Genomic DNA, 18,555 nt, shown 5'->3' on the forward strand with positions numbered 1-18,555 from the left:
ACGACAAAGGCCCCGCATTGCGGGGCCTTTTGCGTTTCAGGAGCCGGATCGGCTGTCGTCAGATGCCGGAGGCCGGGGCGAGCGCCACATCGGTCAGGATTGCGGCGAAATGGCAGATCGCGGCAGCCAGGACGAACCCGTGCCAGATGGCGTTCTGGAACGGCAGCGACTTCCAGACATAGAACGCGGTCCCGGCGGAATAGAGCGCGCCGCCGGCCACAAGCAGCCAGAAACCTGCAGGCGAGGCGTTCTCGATCAGCGGCTGATAGGCAAAGACAATGACCCAGCCGAGCGCCAGGCAGATCGGAACGGTCAGCTTGTCGAATTTTTGCAGGCGGATCAGTTTCAGGACGGCACCAGCCAGCGCCCCGGCCCAGACGACGGTCAGGACGATGGCGCCGGCCCCCCCGCCGATGACCATTGCCGCAAAGGGCGTGTAGGTGCCTGCAATCATCAGGAAGATCGCAGCATGGTCGAGCCGCCGAAACACGCTGGCGTGGTTGTTCTTGGCCAGCATGTTGTAGAGCGCCGAGCAGATGAGCATCGCCATGAGACAGGCGGTGTAGACGGAAATGCTGGCGATCCGTCCCGCGCCGGCCTCGGGAATGACCAGCGACAGCAGGATGATGGTGGCCGCCAACCCGAGCGCGATGCCGATGATGTGGACGGTGCTGTCGGCGATGTATTCAGCTTTTGTCTGCGCTCGCATGCGGGCTCCCCTCGAATTTCGCGGCAGATTACCGTTCACGTAAGGGGAAAGGCAACCGGGCCCCGCATGACAATTCGGATGATCGTGAAGGAGCAGCGCCGGTCATCGTTTTCCGTCCTGCGAAACAACCGGGATGTGGTGGAAAAGCCGCCTTTCCTGTGATGAAACACACCCTGTTCAGGTTCGCGGCAGCCATGGGGTTTTGACCTCGATCCCGAATCGCGGGACTGTCCGCACCGTGGTATTCCGGCGTGCACAGCCAGCTTGCCCGGCCGCACCTTGCGGCAAGGATGGGCCACAGAAACCGGCTGCGCACTGGCGACGGGACAGGGAATGACGATCAGCATCGATATCGGCGAAATGACGGGCGGTGCCCGGGCCCAGATGGACCTTGAGGAACTGCTGGCGACCCGCTTGCTGGTTCAGGGCAATTCAGGCTCTGGAAAATCGCATCTTCTGCGCCGCCTGCTGGAACAGTCTGCCGGCTGGGTACAGCAGGCCATCATCGACCCGGAAGGCGACTTCGTCACGCTGGCCGACAAGTTCGGCCACGTGGTGGTGGATGCGGTCGGCACCGAGCGCGATCTGCAGATGATCGCCGCCCGGGTGCGGCAGCATCGGGTCTCTGTCATCCTGAACCTTGAAGGGCTCGACGCCGACCGCCAGATGAAGGCGGCCGCGACCTTCCTGGACGGGCTGTTCGATGCCGACCGGGATCAGTGGTATCCGATGCTGGTTGTCGTCGACGAGGCGCAGCTGTTTGCGCCGGCGGCCGCCGGTGAAGTCTCCGAAGAGGCGCGGCGCCGGTCGTTGACGGCCATGACCAATCTGATGTGCCGCGGCCGCAAGCGCGGTCTGGCCGGGATCATCGCCACGCAGCGCCTGGCAAAGCTGGCAAAGAACGTGGCGGCCGAGGCGTCCAACTTCCTCATGGGGCGCACCTTTCTCGACATCGACATGGCCCGCGCGGCCGATCTCCTCGGCATGGAGCGCCGTCAGGCCGAAGCGTTCCGCAATCTCGACCGGGGTCATTTCGTGGCGCTGGGGCCTGCCATGTCGCGCCGTCCTGTGCCGGTGAAGATCGGACCGGTTGAGACATCGGGGCGGGGCGGTGGGCCGAAGCTGACGCCGTTGCCCGACCAGCCGGCCGAGGACGCCAAGGATCTCATCTTCACCCCCGCGCCGGATGAAGCCATCCGCATTCGCCCGCGTGCGCCGGAGCCCGTTTCGACAGCTGACATTCTCAGCCAGCTTTCTGCCGCCGGCCGTAGCGAGGCCGCGCGGAGCAACACACCAGCGCAGTCCGATGAGCCGGCCGTGGATCAGGCCGCCCGTGAGGCGGCCGTCGAGGAGATCATGACCGCGATCCTGGCCGAACCGGAGGCTGCCTTCCAGCCCGTCGCGACGCTCTACCAGGATTTCCAGGTTCGCTGCCGCATCGCCAAGGTGCCGGGAGGCGTGCCGGATCTGGCCTATTTCCGTGAGAAGCTGTCTGTTGCCCGTGCCGGTGTGGATGCGGGGGAGGTCGACACCGGCGACTGGGAGCGGGCGGCCCTTATTGCTGCCGAGTTGCCTGAGGACATGCGCGGGGTCTATCTGCTGCTGGCCAAGGCGGCGCTGGCCAAGGCGCCTTGCCCGCCAAATGCCGAGATCGCCAAGGCCTACGGGACCCGCTCGCCGGGCCGGGCGCGCTGGCTTCTGGCGCATATGGAGGAGCGCGGCTTCCTTGTTTGCGCCACCGACATGCGCGGCAACCGGATCGTCACCCTGACGGACCTTGGCTGGCAAACCGCCCCGGGTGATGCGGAAGCTGCCGCCTGAGCCAACAAAAAAGGGCACCCGCCGGGTGCCCTTCTGCTGTGTGACAAGATCTCTCCTCAGGCAGCGCGGACGCGGCTGAGGAAGTTCGCGATGGTCGACTGCAGAACATGCGCCTGACGCGAGACGTCCTGCGAGACGGACAACACGTCACTGGCCGACATGCTGGTTTCCTGCGCCGACTGCATCACGTTGCCGACGTTTTCGCTCATGTCGGTGGTGCAAGTTGCGGCCTTCTGGACGTTGTAGGTGATCTCGCGCGTCGCTTCACCCTGCTGCGAAATGGCCTCGGCAATGGTTGCGGTGAACTGGTTGACCTCGTTCATGGTCGAGGCGATTTCCTGGATGGAGGTGACAGCCTCGCGGGTCGAGGTCTGGATGCCGCCAATCTGGTTGGAAATTTCCTCGGTTGCCTTGGCAGTCTGATTGGCCAGTTCCTTCACTTCAGCCGCCACGACCGCGAAGCCGCGACCGGCTTCACCGGCACGGGCCGCTTCAATGGTGGCGTTGAGAGCGAGCAGGTTGGTCTGTTCGGCGATCGCCTGGATGAGGCTGACCACTTCACCGATCTTCTGCGCGGCACTGTCGAGACTTCCGACCCGTTCGTTCGACGTGGCAGCCGCCCGAGTTGCAACGCTGACCACGCCTTTGGTCTGGTCGACCTGGCGGCTGATCTCGGCGATCGAGGCCGACAGTTCTTCCGAGGCCGAGGCTACGGTCTGCACGCTGATCTGCGTGGTTTCGGAAGACGAGGCGACCGAAGACACCTTGCCTGAGGTGGCCTGAGCGATGGCGTTGAGGGAGCTGGCCGTGCGTTCCATGCGCTCTGTGTTGCCGGCGACCTGGCTCAGCGCCTGCTGAACATCGGCCTCGAACGAGCGGATCATTTCCTCGATGGTCTTCTGGCGTTCCAGACGCGCCCGCTGGGCCTCTTCGCTTTCACCCTGCAGCTTGGCCCGCTCGATGGCATTGTCGACGAACACGCCAAGGGCGTTCGCCATCATGCCGATTTCGTCCTTGCGCTCTTTATGGGCAACCGTGGAGGTGACATCGCCGTCGGCGAGCTGGCGCATACGGCCTGTCAGCTGCTGGATGGGCTTTGCAATTGCATTGCCGATCAACCACATGACACCCGTACCAAGGGCAACAATTGCCACAGCAAGCAGCATCGCAATGTTGCGGGTGCGATCAGCGGCAGCGGTAAGCTCGCTCTCCTCAACCGTCAATACGACATACCATTTCTGGTCCGTGTTCGACAGCTGAACAGTGCGGATCGCTTCGACCATTCCGTCTTCAGACTTGATGGCGAGCTCGGACGTGGTGTCTTTCAAGTGCTTGATCAAGGCAGCGTCCGCGCTCTTGCCGAGGAGGCTGGAGTCCGGATGGGAAACCCACAGACCGCTGCCGCTGAGCAAGCCGAGGTAGCCAGTCTCGTAAGGGTCGGTCGCGCCAACCATTTTCTGCAAGTCGGCGAGCGACATGTCGACAGTCGTCACACCGACCGCCTTGCCGGTCTTGTCCAGGATCGGCGACGAGGCCGTGACCATCATGACTTCGACGCCGTTGACGGGATAAAGATAGGGCTCGGTCACGGTGTCACTCTTCAGCTGCTTGGGCTTGTCGTACCACTCCTCCGAGCCGCTCGTGCCCCCAAAGACCAGCGGGTCGAAGGCAACGCCGCCGTCCTTGTTGTAAAGATACGGAATGAAACGGCCGTTGGCATCGTTGTAGCCCGTGCCCTTGTTGTCCGCATCAAGACCAGCAACATCCGGTTCCAGGCCTGCGCCATATCCGACGAACTGCTTGTTCTGTGCAGCGAGCTGACGCAGGAGTGCGCCATAGGCGTTGCGATCCGTAATGCCGGACTGCACCAGCCCTTCGATGGCATCGCCCGCACTTCGTGCCGCGAGTTGTGCCTCCGCGACGTCTTTGCTGACCTCGGATGCGATCGCCAATGTAACATCCGTGACCTGCTCACGCCCTGCCTCTTCGGCTGAGCTGCGCATCATCAAGGACACGACAGTGATCAGAATAACGAAGCCGACCAGAAAGATGGCGCTGGCTGACAGGAAAATGCGATTGCGCAGAGACATGGAGCCACTCCAGAGATGGGCATTACTTTGACCAAACTCTGAATGGCGGACGTAAAGTAAGAATTACCATTTCAAAATTTCAGCGAATTCAATCCCTGGGAAATTTAAGACAAAGATGCAACCGCAAGAATATAGAAAACATCAGAAACATATGAGGGTGGTATGGGGTGTAAGGTCACATGGCGCGCCGCATGCGCGTCACCCTTTGATCTTCCTTTGAGGAAATCGGGAATTCCGGGTCGGCAAGCAGGAACTTGAGCTGAGCCAGCTCAAGTTCAAGGCCTTCGATTGTTCTGCCCAGAACGCTGTCCAGATAACTGCCTGCTGGTGCATTGGCGCGGATGCGGCTCGCCTGGTTGAGGGTGGCGCGCAGATATCGGGCGATGTCCTCGACTTCAAAGCGGGTGACGCTGATCTCGTTCGGCTGCATGGCTTCTGCCTCATGAAGTTCTTGTTTTGTTCTATATCTGAGAGTCGCCCCCCTATCAAGAGGCTGTGTTGCAGCACGTGAAGCGCAGGTAAGCACTTGCGCGTAGGCGCTCTAATGGTTACATTTGCAACCAATGAATTGACGAGGAGGGATCGCGATCATGGCCGCGAATGAACTTCAGTACATGCCAGGCTTCGGCAATGACTTCGAGACAGAGGCACTGCCGGGCGCGCTGCCGCAGGGCATGAACAGCCCGCAGAAGTGCAACTATGGCCTTTATGGCGAGCAGCTGTCGGGCACGGCCTTCACTGCGCCGAGCCACCAGAACGAGCGCACCTGGTGCTATCGCATCCGCCCATCGGTGAAGCATACCGGCCGATTCCGCAAAATTGACATGCCGTACTGGAAGTCGGCGCCGAATGTCGACCCGGATGTCGTGTCGCTCGGCCAGTACCGCTGGGATCCGGTGCCGCACACCGGCGAGGACCTGACCTGGATCACCGGCATGCGCACCATGACGACGGCCGGTGACGTGAACACGCAGGTCGGCATGGCGAGCCACGTCTATCTCGTCACCAAGTCGATGCAGGATGCCTATTTCTTCTCTGCCGACAGCGAACTGCTGGTGGTGCCGCAGGAAGGCAAGCTGCGCTTCTGCACCGAGTTGGGCGTGATCGATCTGGAGCCGAAGGAAATCGCCGTGATCCCGCGCGGTCTCATCTACCGGGTCGAGGTGCTGGAAGGTCCGGCGCGCGGCTTCATCTGCGAGAACTACGGCCAGAAGTTTGAGCTGCCGGGCCGTGGCCCGATCGGCGCCAACTGCATGGCCAACCGCCGCGACTTCAAGACGCCCGTCGCCTGGTACGAGGACCGCGAGGTGCCCTCGACGGTGACGGTGAAGTGGTGCGGCCAGTTCCACACCTGCGACATCGGCCATTCGCCGCTCGACGTGGTTGCCTGGCATGGCAATTACGCGCCGGTCAAATACGACCTGAGGACCTATTGCCCAGTCGGCGCGATCCTGTTCGACCATCCCGATCCGTCGATCTTCACGGTGCTGACTGCGCCGTCGGGCGTGCCGGGCACGGCCAACATCGACTTCGTGCTGTTCCGCGAGCGCTGGATGGTGGCCGAGAACACCTTCCGCCCGCCGTGGTACCACCGCAACATCATGTCCGAGCTGATGGGCAACATCTACGGCCAGTATGACGCCAAGCCGCAGGGCTTTGTGCCGGGCGGCATGAGCCTGCACAACATGATGCTGCCGCATGGGCCGGACCGCGAAGCCTTCGAGCATGCTTCCAACATGGAGCTGAAGCCGCAGAAGCTGAACGACACCATGTCCTTCATGTTCGAGACCCGTTTCCCGCAGCATCTGACCAAGTTTGCCGCCAGCGAAGCGCCGCTGCAGGACGACTATGTCGATTGCTGGGGCGGTCTGGAAAAGAAGTTCGACGGAACGGCTGGCGTCAAGTGAGCGCCAGCGCTTGCCAAGCCAAAGAATGACGGTGACGGGAGGAGGCGCAAGGCGATAGCCTTGCGTCGTGCCTCTGGTTCCAGTCGGGCCAGACCATCACCGAAAATGACTAGTTCGAGGGAGATTTCATGAAACTCGCCACGCTCAAGGACGGCAGCCGCGACGGCAAGCTGGTGGTGGTCAACACGAGCCTGACCCGGTGCACGGAGGCGGCCCATATCGCCCCGACGCTGCAGGCGGCGCTGGACAACTGGGTAGCGGTCGCGCCGAAGCTTGCGGTTCTGGCCGAAAGCCTCGAACACGATGCCGTACCGTCCATGCGCTTCCACGAGCACAACGCCCATTCGCCGCTGCCGCGCGCGTTCCAGTGGGCCGACGGCTCGGCCTATGTCAATCACGTGGAACTGGTGCGCAAGGCGCGTGGTGCCGAACTGCCCGAGAGCTTCTGGACCGATCCGCTGATGTATCAGGGCGGCTCGGACAGTTTCCTCAGCCCACGCGATCCGGTCGTGATGGCCGACGAGGCCTATGGCATCGACATGGAAGGCGAGGTTGCGGTGATTGTCGATGACGTGCCGATGGGTGCGACCGTCGATCAGGCCCGCGCCGCCATCCGCCTCATCATGCTGGTCAACGATGTGTCGCTGCGCGGCCTGATCCCGGCGGAACTGGCCAAGGGTTTCGGCTTCTTCCAGTCCAAGCCCTCATCGGCCTTCTCGCCGGTTGCCGTCACGCCGGAAGAACTGGGCGAGGCCTGGGACGGCGGCAAGGTGCATCTGCCGCTGCGCGTTGACGTCAATGGCAAGCCGTTCGGCCGCGCCAATGCCGGCATCGACATGACCTTCGACTTCCCGACTCTGGTCGCCCACGCGGCCAAGACCCGGCCTTTGACGGCCGGCTCGATCATCGGTTCGGGCACGGTTTCTAACAAGCTGGACGGTGGTCCGGGCAAGCCGGTTGCCGAAGGCGGTGTCGGATACTCTTGCATTGCGGAAATCCGCATGATTGAGACTATCCGTGATGGCGCCCCCAAGACCCCATTCCTGCAGTTCGGCGACACCGTGCGCATCGAGATGCTGGATCGTGACGGCCATTCCGTGTTCGGTGCCATCGAACAACGGATCGAGAGACATGCTTAAGGCTGGTTTGATTGCCCTTGGACTGCTCCTGCCCACGGCGGCCCTGGCCGCCGATGTCCTGGCGCCGGTGCGCGAAGTGATGAGCGCAACGGAAGCCAACTGGCGGGAGGGGGCCAGCGAGTTTCAGGATGTGTTTGCCGAAGACCGGCTGGTCCGCCTCTTCAGCAAGGACTTCGTCGAGCGCTATCGCAAGGCGGCGAGCACGGAATATGCCAAGGAAGCTGGCTCGCCCTTCAGCTATGACGTTGTGGTCAACGGCCAGGACGGCTGCGCATTGCGCAACATCACCATCACCCCGGGCCCTGCCAAGGGCGGGGCGACCGAGGTGCTGGCGAAGTTCCAGAACCTGACCTGCTTCGGCAATGACCAGGAATACCAGGCCTTCACGGAAACTCGCTTCAAGGTGATCACCGAAGGCGGCAAGCCGGTCATCGATGACATCATCACGATGATGGATGGCAGTGCCTTGTCGATCAAGTCCGAGCTGGACGCTCTCGCGGCCCAATAAGGCCGGGCAGGGGACTTTACCGCCGCACCCCGTGCGGACTGAAGCACACCAGTCGCTGGTGTGAACAACTTTCTGCTGCCTTGGCTCATCCAGCCTTGCAGCGATGCCAGCCAAGTGGCCTGCTATTGCAGGCGATCGGAAAATGAGGGAGGACCCGATGTCCAAGCAATTCGCATCCGCCGGCGACATGGCCGAAAAGAAGATCTCCTTCACGGAGATTGGCCGTGACCTGTGGGCTTTTACCGCTGAAGGCGACCCGAACTCCGGCGTCATTATCGGCGACGACAGCGTCATGATCATCGAGGCCCAGGCCACGCCGCGCCTGGCCAGCAAGGTGATCGAGAAGGTGCGTGAAGTCACCGACAAGCCGATCTCGCATCTGGTCCTGACGCATTACCATGCCGTGCGCGTGCTTGGCGCCTCTGCCTACAACGCCCCGACCATCATCATGAGCGATGCCGCGCGCGGCATGGTCGAGGAGCGTGGCCAGGAAGACTGGGACAGCGAGTTCGGCCGCTTCCCGCGCCTGTTCCAGGGGCACGAGTCCATCCCGGGCCTGACCTATCCGACCACAACCTTTTCCGAGCGCATGACCGTCTATCTCGGCAAGCGCCGCGTTGACCTGATGCATCTGGGCCGGGCGCATACGGCCGGGGACATCGTGGCCTGGGTGCCGGACGAGGACGTCATGTTCACCGGTGACATCGTCGAGTACCACTCGGCCTGCTACTGCGGCGATGGTCACTTCAATGACTGGGGCGACACGCTCGACATGATCCGCTCCTTCGATCCGCGCGCAATCGCACCGGGCCGGGGGGACGCCCTGATCGGCTATGACATGGTCGAGGCGGCCATCGCCAGCACCCGCGACTTTGTCGAAAGCACCTACCGCCCGGTCGCCCGGGTCGTGGCGCGCGGCGGCAGCCTCAAGGAGGCCTGGGACGCCGTGCGCGCCGAGTGCGATCCGAAGTTCAAGGACTTTGCCATCTACGAGCACTGCCTGCCGTTCAACGTCGCCCGCGCCTATGACGAGGCGCGTGGCATCGACACCCCGCGCATCTGGACCGCCGAACGCGACCGCGAGATGTGGGCCAAGCTGCAGGGCTGAGGATCTGGGCCGCCGGGAGCCTCCCGAGCGGCCCCTTTTTTCAAGCGCGCGATCTAAGGGGTTGCGCGTACTTGCGTGGAATTGGTTGCAAATGTAACTAATAGATCGTTCATCGGGAGGAGAGATGACGAAGATCTTCGAAACGCCGCTGTATCCTTATGTGCGCAGCAGCGACCAGGATGCGGCCCAGCCAGTCCGGCACACGGTGGTGATCATCGGCGCCGGTCCTGTGGGACTTGCGGCGGCGATTGACCTTGCCCAGCAGGACGTGTCCGTTCTGGTGGTCGACGACAATGACAAGGTGAGCTTCGGCTCCCGCGCCATCTGCTTTGCAAAGCGTCCGCTGGAAATCCTCGACCGTTTGGGCTGTGGCCAGCCGATGGTCGACAAGGGCGTCCTGTGGAACCTTGGCAAGGTGTTCTTTGACGAACGCCAGGTCTATGGCTTCAATCTCCTGCCGGAGGATGGCCACAAGCGTCCGGCCTTCATCAATCTGCAGCAGTACTATTTCGAGCTCTATCTGGTCGAGCGCGTCCGTGCCCTGCAGGCCGAAGGCAAGGCGATCGAGATCCGTGGCGGCAACAAGGTCGTGTCCGTTGATCCGCGTGCCGATCATGTCGGCCTGACCATCGACACCGCAGATGGCCCTTATAGGATCGAGGCAGACTGGCTGATCGCCTGCGATGGGGCCAACTCGCCCGTGCGCCGCATGATGGGCCTCGATTTCGTCGGCCGCATCTTCGAGGACAACTTCCTCATCGCCGACGTCAAGATGACGGCCGACTTCCCGACCGAGCGTTGGTTCTGGTTCGACCCACCGTTCAACCGCAACCAGTCTGCGCTCCTGCACAAGCAGCCGGATGATGTCTGGCGCATTGATCTCCAGCTTGGCTGGAACATCGACAAGGAAGCCGAGAAGCAGCCGGAGCGCGTCATCCCGCGCCTGAAGGCCATGCTTGGCGACGACGTCGAGTTCGAGCTGGAGTGGGTGTCGATCTACACCTTCCAGTGCCGCCGGATGGAAAAGTTCCGTCATGGCCGTGTCCTGTTTGCCGGCGACAGCGCCCACCAGGTCTCGCCCTTCGGCGCACGCGGGGCAAACTCGGGCCTGCAGGATGCCGACAATCTGATCTGGAAGTTGAAGCTGGTCATCGACGGCAAGGCGGGAGAGGCGCTGATCGACAGCTATGATGCCGAGCGCATCCATGGCGCGGACGAGAACATCCTCAACTCCTCGCGCTCGACGGACTTCATCACGCCGAAGTCGGAGACGAGCCGCATCTTCCGCGACGCGGTGCTGGATCTCTCCGAGGGCTACGAATTCGCCCGGCCTTTCGTCAATTCCGGCCGACTGTCGGTGCCTTGCACCTATGACGGTTCGCCGCTCAACGGGCCGGATGCGGCTGGTCTTCCGGCTCGCACGCGTCCCGGCTCGCCGGCGGTCGATGCACCGGTAACCGGCGGCTGGCTGCTCGACCAGCTTGGCAACCGCTTCCAGCTCATCGGCATCAACGCCGATGTCCCGGCCGTCATCGAGGACCATGGCGTTCGCATCGAAGGGATGACGCTCTCCACCGCTGCAGACCCGAGTGGCGCGCTGGCGGCTCGCTACCTCGGTACCTCGGCTGCTGCCATCTATCTGATGCGTCCCGACCAGCATGTTGCCGCGCGCTGGACCGCCTTCGACGAAGCTGCGGTTCGCAAGGCGCTCGCCACTGCGCTGGCACGGTCGTGAAAAGAGGGAGCGCATCATGACGAAGCTGATCACGAAGGCCAACATCGCCGGCGCGGATGACTTCTACGCCGAACTTTTGGCAGCCCATGAAGGGCTCACCAAGGCTCAGAGCGACGCGCTCAACGCGCGCCTGATCCTGATCCTTGCCAACCATATCGGCGACCGGACCGTGCTGAGCGAAGCACTCGCGGCGGCCGCCGGTGCCGGCAAGGAGCATCGCTGACGCGTTGCCTGCGGGATGGATCCGTTGCGCCTGCAGGAAACGCTCCTGATGAAAACCTGAGACCGGCCTCTGGCCGGCCACAAAGGAGGAGGAGCTGGAATGAAGATCGAGCAGATCCATCACGTCGCCTACCGCTGCAAGGACGCGAAAGAGACCGTCGAGTGGTATGTGAAGAACCTGAACATGGACTTCGTGCTGGCCATTGCCGAAGACCATGTTCCCTCCACCCATGAGCCGGATCCCTACATGCACGTCTTCCTGGATGCAGGAAACGGCAATGTCCTCGCCTTCTTCGAGCTGCCAACCAAGCCGGAGATGGGACGCGACCCCAACACCCCGGTCTGGGTGCAGCACATTGCCTTCAAGGTGAAGGACCGCGAGACGCTGGTAGCCTTCAAGGAGCAGCTGGAGAAGAACGGCATCCCGGTGCTGGGCGTGACCGATCACTCCATCTTCCATTCCATCTACTTCTTCGATCCGAACGGACATCGCATCGAGCTGGCCTGCCCGGATCCGAAGGAAGAGGCCCTGCTGAAGCGCCTGGACGGCGTGAAGTGGGACATGCTGGAAGAATGGTCGAAGACCAAGAAGGCGCCGAAGCATGCGGCCTGGCTGCATGAAAAGGAACTGGCCGGCGTCTGAGAGGTCCGAGGCTGTCCCCTGCGCGGACCACCTGACAGACCTCTCGGCACGCGATGCGTGGAGCACATTTCCGGGCCCTTCGGGGCCCGGATTTATTTTACCTTGTCATTCTTGCTGAGTCAGTTGCGGAATCTTTGCCGGGTTCGTCAAGAAAACTCGTTGTTGGATCAGCTTTTTTCTTGTCCGTCAGAGTCTTGCGTCGACCTGATATTTATTTCGGATTCCGATTTTACACTTTGTTCATGCGGCTCTCTCGTAATCAGCACAATGATTATGGGGGGAAACATGGTTTCTTTCGTCAAGTGGATGTCTGATCTGCGGATTGCAGTGAAGGTGGGTGGTGGCTTTGCAGCAATGGTCACCTTGACCGCTGTCGTTGGCGGCATCGGGGCCTATTCCGTGCAAGGCTTGAGCGAGCAGACGCGCACCAGTGCGTCCGCAACCGCAGCCCTTGCGCAGTTGCAGGAAGTGACCGCAGCCAAGGAACAGTATCTCGACAGTCGCAGCGCGGCCGCGGCCCAGCTCGTGGCAGACGAGATCGATGCCTTGAAGCGTCAGCTCGCTGATCTGAAGCAGGCCGGAGCGGATCTGGCTGCCGTCAGTGCCGCTGACACGGCCGTCGACGCCTTTCTGACCGATTTCTCCGGCGTAACCTCCGCCATCGGTGAACAGCAGCAGCAAGTCAGCCGGCTCCTGTCTAGTGCGAGCAAACTGGAAAGCCTGTCGACCGAGATTGGCGATGTCATGGTGACCCAGCAGCGCAGTGCTACAGAGGAGGTGAAGACGGCAACGCGCACTCGTGATCGCGCTGACAAGGCAAGCCGTCTCCTGGCCGACGTGCAGCAACAGGCGCTGGAGATCCAGAATCTTCTGCTTCTGGCCAGCCGCGCTGGTGACGTCGAACTCTTGCAGCAGGCCAGAGATCGCGCAGCCGCCATGGCCGAGGCCGCCGCTGCTGCAGGCGCGGTCAAGGGCAGTGGCCTCAATGAGGCGGCCGTCGCCGAACTTGCCGCAGGTGCGACAGCCCTGACAGAGCGCCTGACGCCCATCGTTGCGATGCCGGATGCCTGGGGACGTCGTGCAGCTGCCATCGTTACGGCAAGCGATAGTCTGGCGACCCGTCAGAAGGCCGATGAACTGAATGGCGGTCTGCTGGAGACGCTGGATGCTGCCCGCAAACAGGCCGCCGGAGCCCAGAGCCGCCTCAGCATCGTGGAGCTGGTCAAGGTCAACGCAGACAAGTTTGCCCGGGCCTCGCTCGAACTGCGGGCGGCGACCATGGAATCCCTCGCCCAACCGTCCGGCTTCGACATGAAGCCCGTTGCCATGCGGGTCGACATGCTGCGCTCGTTGTCGTCAACGCTGGCTGCTGACGTCGCTGCTTTCCCGCAGATCACGGATACAGTTGCGCGCATCACTGCCGAGGTGGAGGCCTACGGGGTCGAACTTGCCGCACTGGCAAAGGCTGCCCAGAAACTCACCGAGACCCGCAAGGCCCTCGACGTTCTGTCGGTGGACGTCATGACGGGTATTGCAACCATGACCGCGCGCCAGAGTGATGCCACCGCCGCCGCGGCCAGTGCCGCATTGACGGTCATCGCCGGCGCTGTTCTGGCTGCGATTGCGCTTGCCACAGGTCTTGGTGTGCTCCTGTCGTTGCTGATCACCCGCCCGACGCGTCGCCTTACGGCGTTGATGGATCGCCTGGCACGTGGCGACACCAACGTCGAGGTGACCACGACTGATCGCCGAGATGAAATCGGCGACATGAGCCGTACAGTTCAGGTGTTCCGTGACAACGCGATCGAACGGATGCGGCTGGAAGCGGAAAGCCAGGCGGAGCAAGAGCGGACCTTGCAGCGCCAGCAGCGCATCGAAGCCCGCGTCCGTGATTTCCGCAGTACTGTCGGCAGCCTGACAGCTAAGCTCGGCCAGACGGCTGGCGGCATGGAAGCAACGGCGCGCAACCTGTCTGCCATCGCCGAGGAAAGCGCACGCAAGGCAAATGATACCCAGGCGGTCAGCGAGACAGCCACGCACAGCGTGGAAAATGTCGCCAGCGCCGCTGAGGAACTGGCCGCATCCATTGGCGAGATCGGGGCTCAGGTTCGCCGCACGAGCACCATCGTCAACACGGCCAGCCAGTCGGTCGAGGAAACCCAATCGCAAGGTCGAAAGCCTGGCGGAGGCGGCCCATCGGATCGGCGAGGTCGTGACCCTGATCCAGGCCATCGCGGAGCAGACCAACCTCCTGGCCCTCAACGCAACGATCGAGGCAGCGCGGGCAGGGGAGGCGGGCAAAGGCTTTGCCGTCGTCGCAGCCGAGGTGAAGGGGCTGGCCAACCAGACCTCCAGGGCAACCGAGGAAATCAGCTCCCAGATTGCCGCGATCCAGGCGTCTACCGGCGCTGCCGTTGCCGCCATCTCCGGCATTGTGCAGACCATGGGTGAGGTTGACAGCTACACCGCAGCCATTGCGGCCGCTGTCGAGCAGCAGGGGGCAGCAACGACTGAAATCTCTGGTAACGTGCAACGCGCAGCGCAAGGCACACTGGCCGTGAAGGCCAACATGGACGGTCTTGCGGGGACTGTGGAGGAAACCCAGTCGTCGTCCCAGTCTGTCCTGACCGCATCAGAGGAACTCGGGTCCCGGACTGCCGTCTTGCGTGAAGAAATCGACCGTTTCCTGGCGGACGTTGCGGCTGCCTGATTGCAGCATTGACGCAGATCAGGATCAGCAATGCGCAAAGGGCCTGCATCGCTTTCAGCAGATGCAGGCCCTTGTCTCTTCCAGGGCGGATTACGCCGCCCGGATGTTGGCAAAGAATGTGTCGAGCTTGGACTTCAGCACATGGGACTGGCGGGCCAGTTCTTGCGAGGACGACAGGACTTGGGCCGATCCGGCCCCCGTCTGTGTTGCCGCACCAGTCACCTTGGTGATGCTGGAGGAGACCTGCTGCGTTCCGACAGCCGCCTGATTCACGTTGCGGGCGATCTCCTGCGTCGCGGCGCCTTGTTCCTCGACAGCAGCGGAAATTGCGGTTGACGCCGCACTAATCCGCCGGATCACCTCGCCGATCCCCTGGATGGCAATGGCGACCTGGTTTGTCGCGTTCTGCATTTCCTCGATATGCGAGCCGATCTCTCCGGTGGCTCGGGCCGTTTGCGCAGCGAGCGTCTTGACCTCCGTCGCCACCACGGCAAAGCCACGGCCAGCCTCTCCGGCTCTGGCAGCCTCGATGGTTGCGTTGAGCGCCAGAAGGTTGGTCTGGCCGGCGATGTTGTTGATCAGTTCCAGCACGCCGCCGATGCGCGAGGCCGAGGAGACCAGACCATTCACGGTCGCCTCAGTTTCGTTGGCTGCGCGCAAGGCCTGATCGGAAATGTTGGCGGACATCTGCACCTGGTTGGAGATCTCGCCGATTGATGCGGCCAGCTCGTCGGACGCCGCGGCCACGGTCTGGACGTTGGCGGCAGCTTGCTCGGAGGCGGCTGCAACCGTTGTCGCCGTCTGGGCGCTGGTTTCTGCCGTCTGAGACAGGGATTCTGCTGTGGCTTCCAGTTCCGACGAGGCGGAGGCAACCGTACGCAGGATCATGCCGACATCCTCGTCGAGGGTGGAAACGAGTTCCTCGATCAGCAGGGCGCGCTTCTCGCGTGCGGCACGCTCCGCTGCCTGCTCAGCTTCCAGCCGGCGCCGCTCCAGACCGTTCTGCTTGAACACGGCAACCGCTGCCGCCATGCCGCCGATCTCGTCCTTGCGCTCGCTACCCGGGATGGTGACGTCAAAATCCTGATCTGCCAGACGCTGCATGGCCGCCTGCATTGCATGAATGGGCCGAAGAACGCTGCTGACGACAAAGTAGGCAACAAATCCGGCTATGGCTGCCGACAGAACGGCCAGGACCGCCATGATCGTCAGGGACAGCCGGTTCGTGGCCTTTGCAGCCTCATACTCTTCGCTGGCGACGGTGATTTGCAGGTCGACGAGTTTGGAGATCGGATCGCCGATCGGATCAATCGTCGGATAGAGGGATCCAGTGACGTAGGTATCCAGCGCTGCCTGATCCCGTGCCTGAAGAATGTACTCGAGGCGGGTCACCGAGGGCTTCGCCGCCGACATGGCTGCATAGACCTGATCCGCCAGCGCCTTTTCCGAGGGGACCATGTAGGTCACACTGTAGGCGGACCATTCCCTTTCAATCACCGAGAGTGCTTCTGAAACCGAAGATTGTCCTTGCTCCCAGGTCAGGCTGCCGCTGCGTACCTTGTGAGCGGTATCGACAATACTGACAGCATAGGAATCCGCGACCTTTTTAAGTTGTTTCATCGGCGTGACGCGGTCATCGACAATTGTACGGATAGATTCATAAGAGGCCGATAAGGCGAAATAGCCGCACAGACCCATGATGGCGAGCATCAGTGTCATGATGACAAGGCTGGACAGTATCCGGAACTTGATGGTCATCGAATTCCCCTAAGGAAAATTGCCGCATCAGTTTGCTCAAAAAAATGCAGCGGCATGACCGGGGAATGGGCAAATCAGGGTTATCAACAGGTTAAATACACGCAATGCGCGCAATATTCTCTTGTAAAGTAAACAGCGAGCGTGGGCGCAACCCTACGTGTGTCTGGTTGTATAGTTTGGTTGTCAAAATGAAGGATTGCGGAGCAGGAAACGACAGTCTTGAAGACTGCTTGACGCAAGCCGCGTTTGATTCGAAGGCGCGCGGCCCCACAAGGGGAGTGCTTTCCTCACTTGATCTGAAAAGGCTGGATGGTCGGAGTGGAGTGATTCGAACACTCGACCCCCTCGTCCCGAACGAGGTGCGCTACCAGGCTGCGCTACACTCCGATCCAGTCGTGTCGGTCTTTGGAGACCGCCGGGAACAGCGGGCGATGTGCGCCGCTGATGTGGCGCGTAATTAGCACCGCATTTTCCGGTCTGCAAGTGCGCAATGCGAAGAAGTCGAAAAAACTTCATGGATAAATGCCAAGCCGTGGATAACTCAGAATAAATTCCGAAAAACCGGCATTCTCTCAGGCGTTCGTCAGCGTGGGCGAGGTGCTTGCACCCTGCTGCATCAGGGGGTATACAGCGCCTCACCCAAGCGGTCCGCGCGGCTGCGATACTGGGGCGTCGCCAAGCGGTAAGGCAGCGGTTTTTGGTACCGCCATTCCCAGGTTCGAATCCTGGCGCCCCAGCCAAACTCTTCCTGCTATCTTGGATCTATCGCTCAAGGATTGCCTGAGACGCAGATCTTATGCGATCGGCTAATTGCGACACGTCGCAGTTTAGCTCACGCATTGCCCACTCAGCCAGATTGGCACCGGCTTCAATAGCTTCAAGACAAGTCGAAACATCCCAAGCGGTCTCGCCGGGCTTTGGATGCTCTATGGAATCGCGGATATCGACAAGCGTTTCCGCTCCCTGCTCATTATGTATGGATGAGGAAAGCGATTGCTTATTTTTTGTCAAATCAAGTAGTTTTCTCGTATTAAGTACAGAAAACCATTTCTTTGTTTCCTTTTCATCAAACTCGAGAGCCTGATCGAAGCCTTGTTTCTCTTGACGTTCTTTGATGTGCGTTACCAGCCTGTCTTTCATAGTATACGGTTGCCCCTCTTTCCAACCCTCTATGCTCCATAATTCTACAAGAGAACAATGCATGGCGTCGTGAGCGGCCCGGACGGCGTGCCGGATTTTCCGTTGATTGAGCAAGTCGCCGCAGTCCCTGAGCGCGTCGATCGCCAAGTTTTGCGGATTCCATTGGATCATTGTCATCAGTTTGAACCCGTTGCCCAGTCCTCGAAATGCAGCCCATCAACGCGCGCGAATTCCCGCGTGTTGTTCGTCACCAATACGCAGTCCGCTGACAGCGCATGACCGGCGATCATGATGTCATTGCCGCCGATCGGGGTCCCCTTCGCGGCCAGTTGCTGCTTGATGCGCGCGGCGTATTCCGCAGATGCTGCGTCCCACGGCAGAATGATGGAGAGCCGGGAGATGAAAGCGTCAACCAGTTGCGTATGCCGGGGCGAGGCGTTGCGGCCCACGGTTCCCAGCAGCATCTCGTAATAGGTGATGACCGAGATGACGATCTGATGCTGCTCGTTCACAGTTTGTTGCAGCCGTTCAAGCACGGAGGCTGGCCGCTCGCGCATGATGAACGAGCAGATGTTCGTGTCGAGCATGTAGACGACCGGCATTTGTTCCTTCCCCCGTCGCGCCTTGAGCGTCCCTTGCCGCGTGGGCTTGCCTTATTCATCGAGGGAGAACCTGCCTTCTTCAATGAGATCGGGCCGTTCGTGCAGGAAGTCGGCGTCGACGCGGGGCTCGTCCATGTATGACAGCCAGTCCGGTCGCACCGGTCGCAAAAGGATCGTGTCACCCTGTCGCTCGATGGTCAGTTCCGTGACACCTTGAAACTCCAGGTCCTTGGGCAGGCGGATCGCCTGGTTGCGGTTGTTGCGGAAGATGGACACGGTGCGCGGCATCACGAAACCCCACAATGGAGATGGTAGGTGCCATATGTCTAGCATATGCCTGAATGTTTCTCCACGATCAAATCGTCCGGATCGCTCGGCATCCGCCACAAGCGCCTTCTTTCCAACGGAAGAGAAAGCATAGAGAACTGCACGCGTCCTAAAGCCCAGCCAACACACGCTCCCT

15 protein-coding genes, 2 tRNA genes and 2 pseudogenes are annotated in these 18,555 nt (G+C 61.4%); 11 read left to right on the forward strand and 8 right to left on the reverse strand.

Features of this window, described 5'->3' with window-relative positions; translation table 11 throughout:
* Positions 1 to 58 precede the first annotated feature (58 nt).
* The gene (trhA, locus tag OVA12_RS20860; RefSeq protein ID WP_268140570.1) at positions 59 to 709 is read right to left on the reverse strand and encodes a PAQR family membrane homeostasis protein TrhA; all 651 of its coding nucleotides are present in this window, start codon (positions 707 to 709) and stop codon (positions 59 to 61) included.
* A 333-nt stretch (positions 710 to 1,042) separates the two neighbouring features.
* Here trhA and OVA12_RS20865 point away from each other — a divergent pair, with 333 nt between their 5' ends.
* Positions 1,043 to 2,530 carry an ATP-binding protein gene (locus OVA12_RS20865; protein ID WP_268140571.1) on the forward strand — a complete coding sequence of 496 codons (1,488 nt, stop codon included), beginning with the start codon at positions 1,043 to 1,045 and terminating at the stop codon, positions 2,528 to 2,530.
* Between the two features lie 56 nt (positions 2,531 to 2,586).
* Here OVA12_RS20865 and OVA12_RS20870 read toward each other — a convergent pair whose 3' ends face one another.
* On the reverse strand, positions 2,587 to 4,620 hold the full coding sequence (locus OVA12_RS20870) for a methyl-accepting chemotaxis protein (RefSeq protein WP_268140572.1): 2,034 nt from the start codon (positions 4,618 to 4,620) through the stop codon (positions 2,587 to 2,589).
* 175 nt (positions 4,621 to 4,795) lie between these two features.
* The gene (locus tag OVA12_RS20875; protein WP_268140573.1) at positions 4,796 to 5,050 is read right to left on the reverse strand and encodes a hypothetical protein; all 255 of its coding nucleotides are present in this window, start codon (positions 5,048 to 5,050) and stop codon (positions 4,796 to 4,798) included.
* Between the two features lie 160 nt (positions 5,051 to 5,210).
* On the opposite strand from OVA12_RS20875, the gene hmgA reads away from it, so the two are divergent.
* The 9 genes and pseudogenes from hmgA to OVA12_RS20920 all read left to right on the forward strand — a co-directional run.
* Positions 5,211 to 6,527 carry a homogentisate 1,2-dioxygenase gene (gene hmgA / locus OVA12_RS20880; RefSeq protein ID WP_268140574.1) on the forward strand — a complete coding sequence of 439 codons (1,317 nt, stop codon included), beginning with the start codon at positions 5,211 to 5,213 and terminating at the stop codon, positions 6,525 to 6,527.
* Positions 6,528 to 6,655: 128 nt separating this feature from the next.
* Positions 6,656 to 7,666 (forward strand): fumarylacetoacetate hydrolase family protein, encoded by a 1,011-nt coding sequence (locus OVA12_RS20885; RefSeq protein ID WP_268140575.1) that lies wholly within the window; start codon positions 6,656 to 6,658, stop codon positions 7,664 to 7,666.
* Positions 7,659 to 8,174, forward strand: coding sequence for a hypothetical protein (locus tag OVA12_RS20890; protein WP_268140576.1), 516 nt, complete (start codon positions 7,659 to 7,661; stop codon positions 8,172 to 8,174). Before OVA12_RS20885 ends, OVA12_RS20890 begins: the two co-directional genes overlap by 8 nt.
* Before the next feature lie 157 nt (positions 8,175 to 8,331).
* A complete protein-coding gene (locus OVA12_RS20895) occupies positions 8,332 to 9,282 on the forward strand; it encodes an MBL fold metallo-hydrolase (protein ID WP_268140577.1) in 951 nt (316 codons plus the stop codon).
* A gap of 124 nt (positions 9,283 to 9,406) precedes the next feature.
* The gene (locus OVA12_RS20900) at positions 9,407 to 11,017 is read left to right on the forward strand and encodes an FAD-dependent oxidoreductase (protein WP_268140578.1); all 1,611 of its coding nucleotides are present in this window, start codon (positions 9,407 to 9,409) and stop codon (positions 11,015 to 11,017) included.
* Between the two features lie 16 nt (positions 11,018 to 11,033).
* Complete coding sequence (locus OVA12_RS20905; RefSeq protein WP_268140579.1) at positions 11,034 to 11,240, forward strand: DUF2783 domain-containing protein; 207 nt, start codon at positions 11,034 to 11,036, stop codon at positions 11,238 to 11,240.
* A gap of 99 nt (positions 11,241 to 11,339) precedes the next feature.
* Positions 11,340 to 11,882 carry a VOC family protein gene (locus OVA12_RS20910; RefSeq protein WP_268140580.1) on the forward strand — a complete coding sequence of 181 codons (543 nt, stop codon included), beginning with the start codon at positions 11,340 to 11,342 and terminating at the stop codon, positions 11,880 to 11,882.
* A 1,539-nt stretch (positions 11,883 to 13,421) separates the two neighbouring features.
* Positions 13,422 to 13,670 (forward strand): annotated as a pseudogene (locus tag OVA12_RS20915) (HAMP domain-containing protein); the annotation flags it as partial.
* 433 nt (positions 13,671 to 14,103) lie between these two features.
* A pseudogene (locus OVA12_RS20920) lies at positions 14,104 to 14,592 on the forward strand (methyl-accepting chemotaxis protein); the annotation flags it as partial.
* Between the two features lie 90 nt (positions 14,593 to 14,682).
* Here OVA12_RS20920 and OVA12_RS20925 read toward each other — a convergent pair.
* Together OVA12_RS20925 and OVA12_RS20930 are read right to left on the reverse strand one after the other, a co-directional pair.
* A complete protein-coding gene (locus OVA12_RS20925; RefSeq protein WP_268140581.1) occupies positions 14,683 to 16,350 on the reverse strand; it encodes a methyl-accepting chemotaxis protein in 1,668 nt (555 codons plus the stop codon).
* A 310-nt stretch (positions 16,351 to 16,660) separates the two neighbouring features.
* Positions 16,661 to 16,737, reverse strand: a tRNA-Pro gene (locus OVA12_RS20930).
* Between the two features lie 278 nt (positions 16,738 to 17,015).
* Here OVA12_RS20930 and OVA12_RS20935 point away from each other — a divergent pair.
* Positions 17,016 to 17,090: transfer RNA gene (locus tag OVA12_RS20935), tRNA-Gln, on the forward strand.
* Between the two features lie 22 nt (positions 17,091 to 17,112).
* On the opposite strand, the gene OVA12_RS20940 is transcribed toward OVA12_RS20935, so the two are convergent.
* The 3 genes from OVA12_RS20940 to vapB are packed head-to-tail and all read right to left on the reverse strand — an operon-like array spanning position 17,113 to position 18,380.
* Positions 17,113 to 17,667 carry a hypothetical protein gene (locus tag OVA12_RS20940; protein WP_268140582.1) on the reverse strand — a complete coding sequence of 185 codons (555 nt, stop codon included), beginning with the start codon at positions 17,665 to 17,667 and terminating at the stop codon, positions 17,113 to 17,115.
* A complete protein-coding gene (locus tag OVA12_RS20945; RefSeq protein ID WP_268140583.1) occupies positions 17,667 to 18,092 on the reverse strand; it encodes a type II toxin-antitoxin system VapC family toxin in 426 nt (141 codons plus the stop codon). Before OVA12_RS20945 ends, OVA12_RS20940 begins: the two co-directional genes overlap by 1 nt.
* Before the next feature lie 51 nt (positions 18,093 to 18,143).
* Positions 18,144 to 18,380 carry a type II toxin-antitoxin system VapB family antitoxin gene (vapB, locus tag OVA12_RS20950; RefSeq protein WP_268140584.1) on the reverse strand — a complete coding sequence of 79 codons (237 nt, stop codon included), beginning with the start codon at positions 18,378 to 18,380 and terminating at the stop codon, positions 18,144 to 18,146.
* Positions 18,381 to 18,555: the final 175 nt, after the last annotated feature.

Origin of the sequence: Pannonibacter sp. SL95 (assembly GCF_026672425.1) — a bacterium.
Classification (GTDB): Bacteria; Pseudomonadota; Alphaproteobacteria; order Rhizobiales; family Stappiaceae; genus Pannonibacter.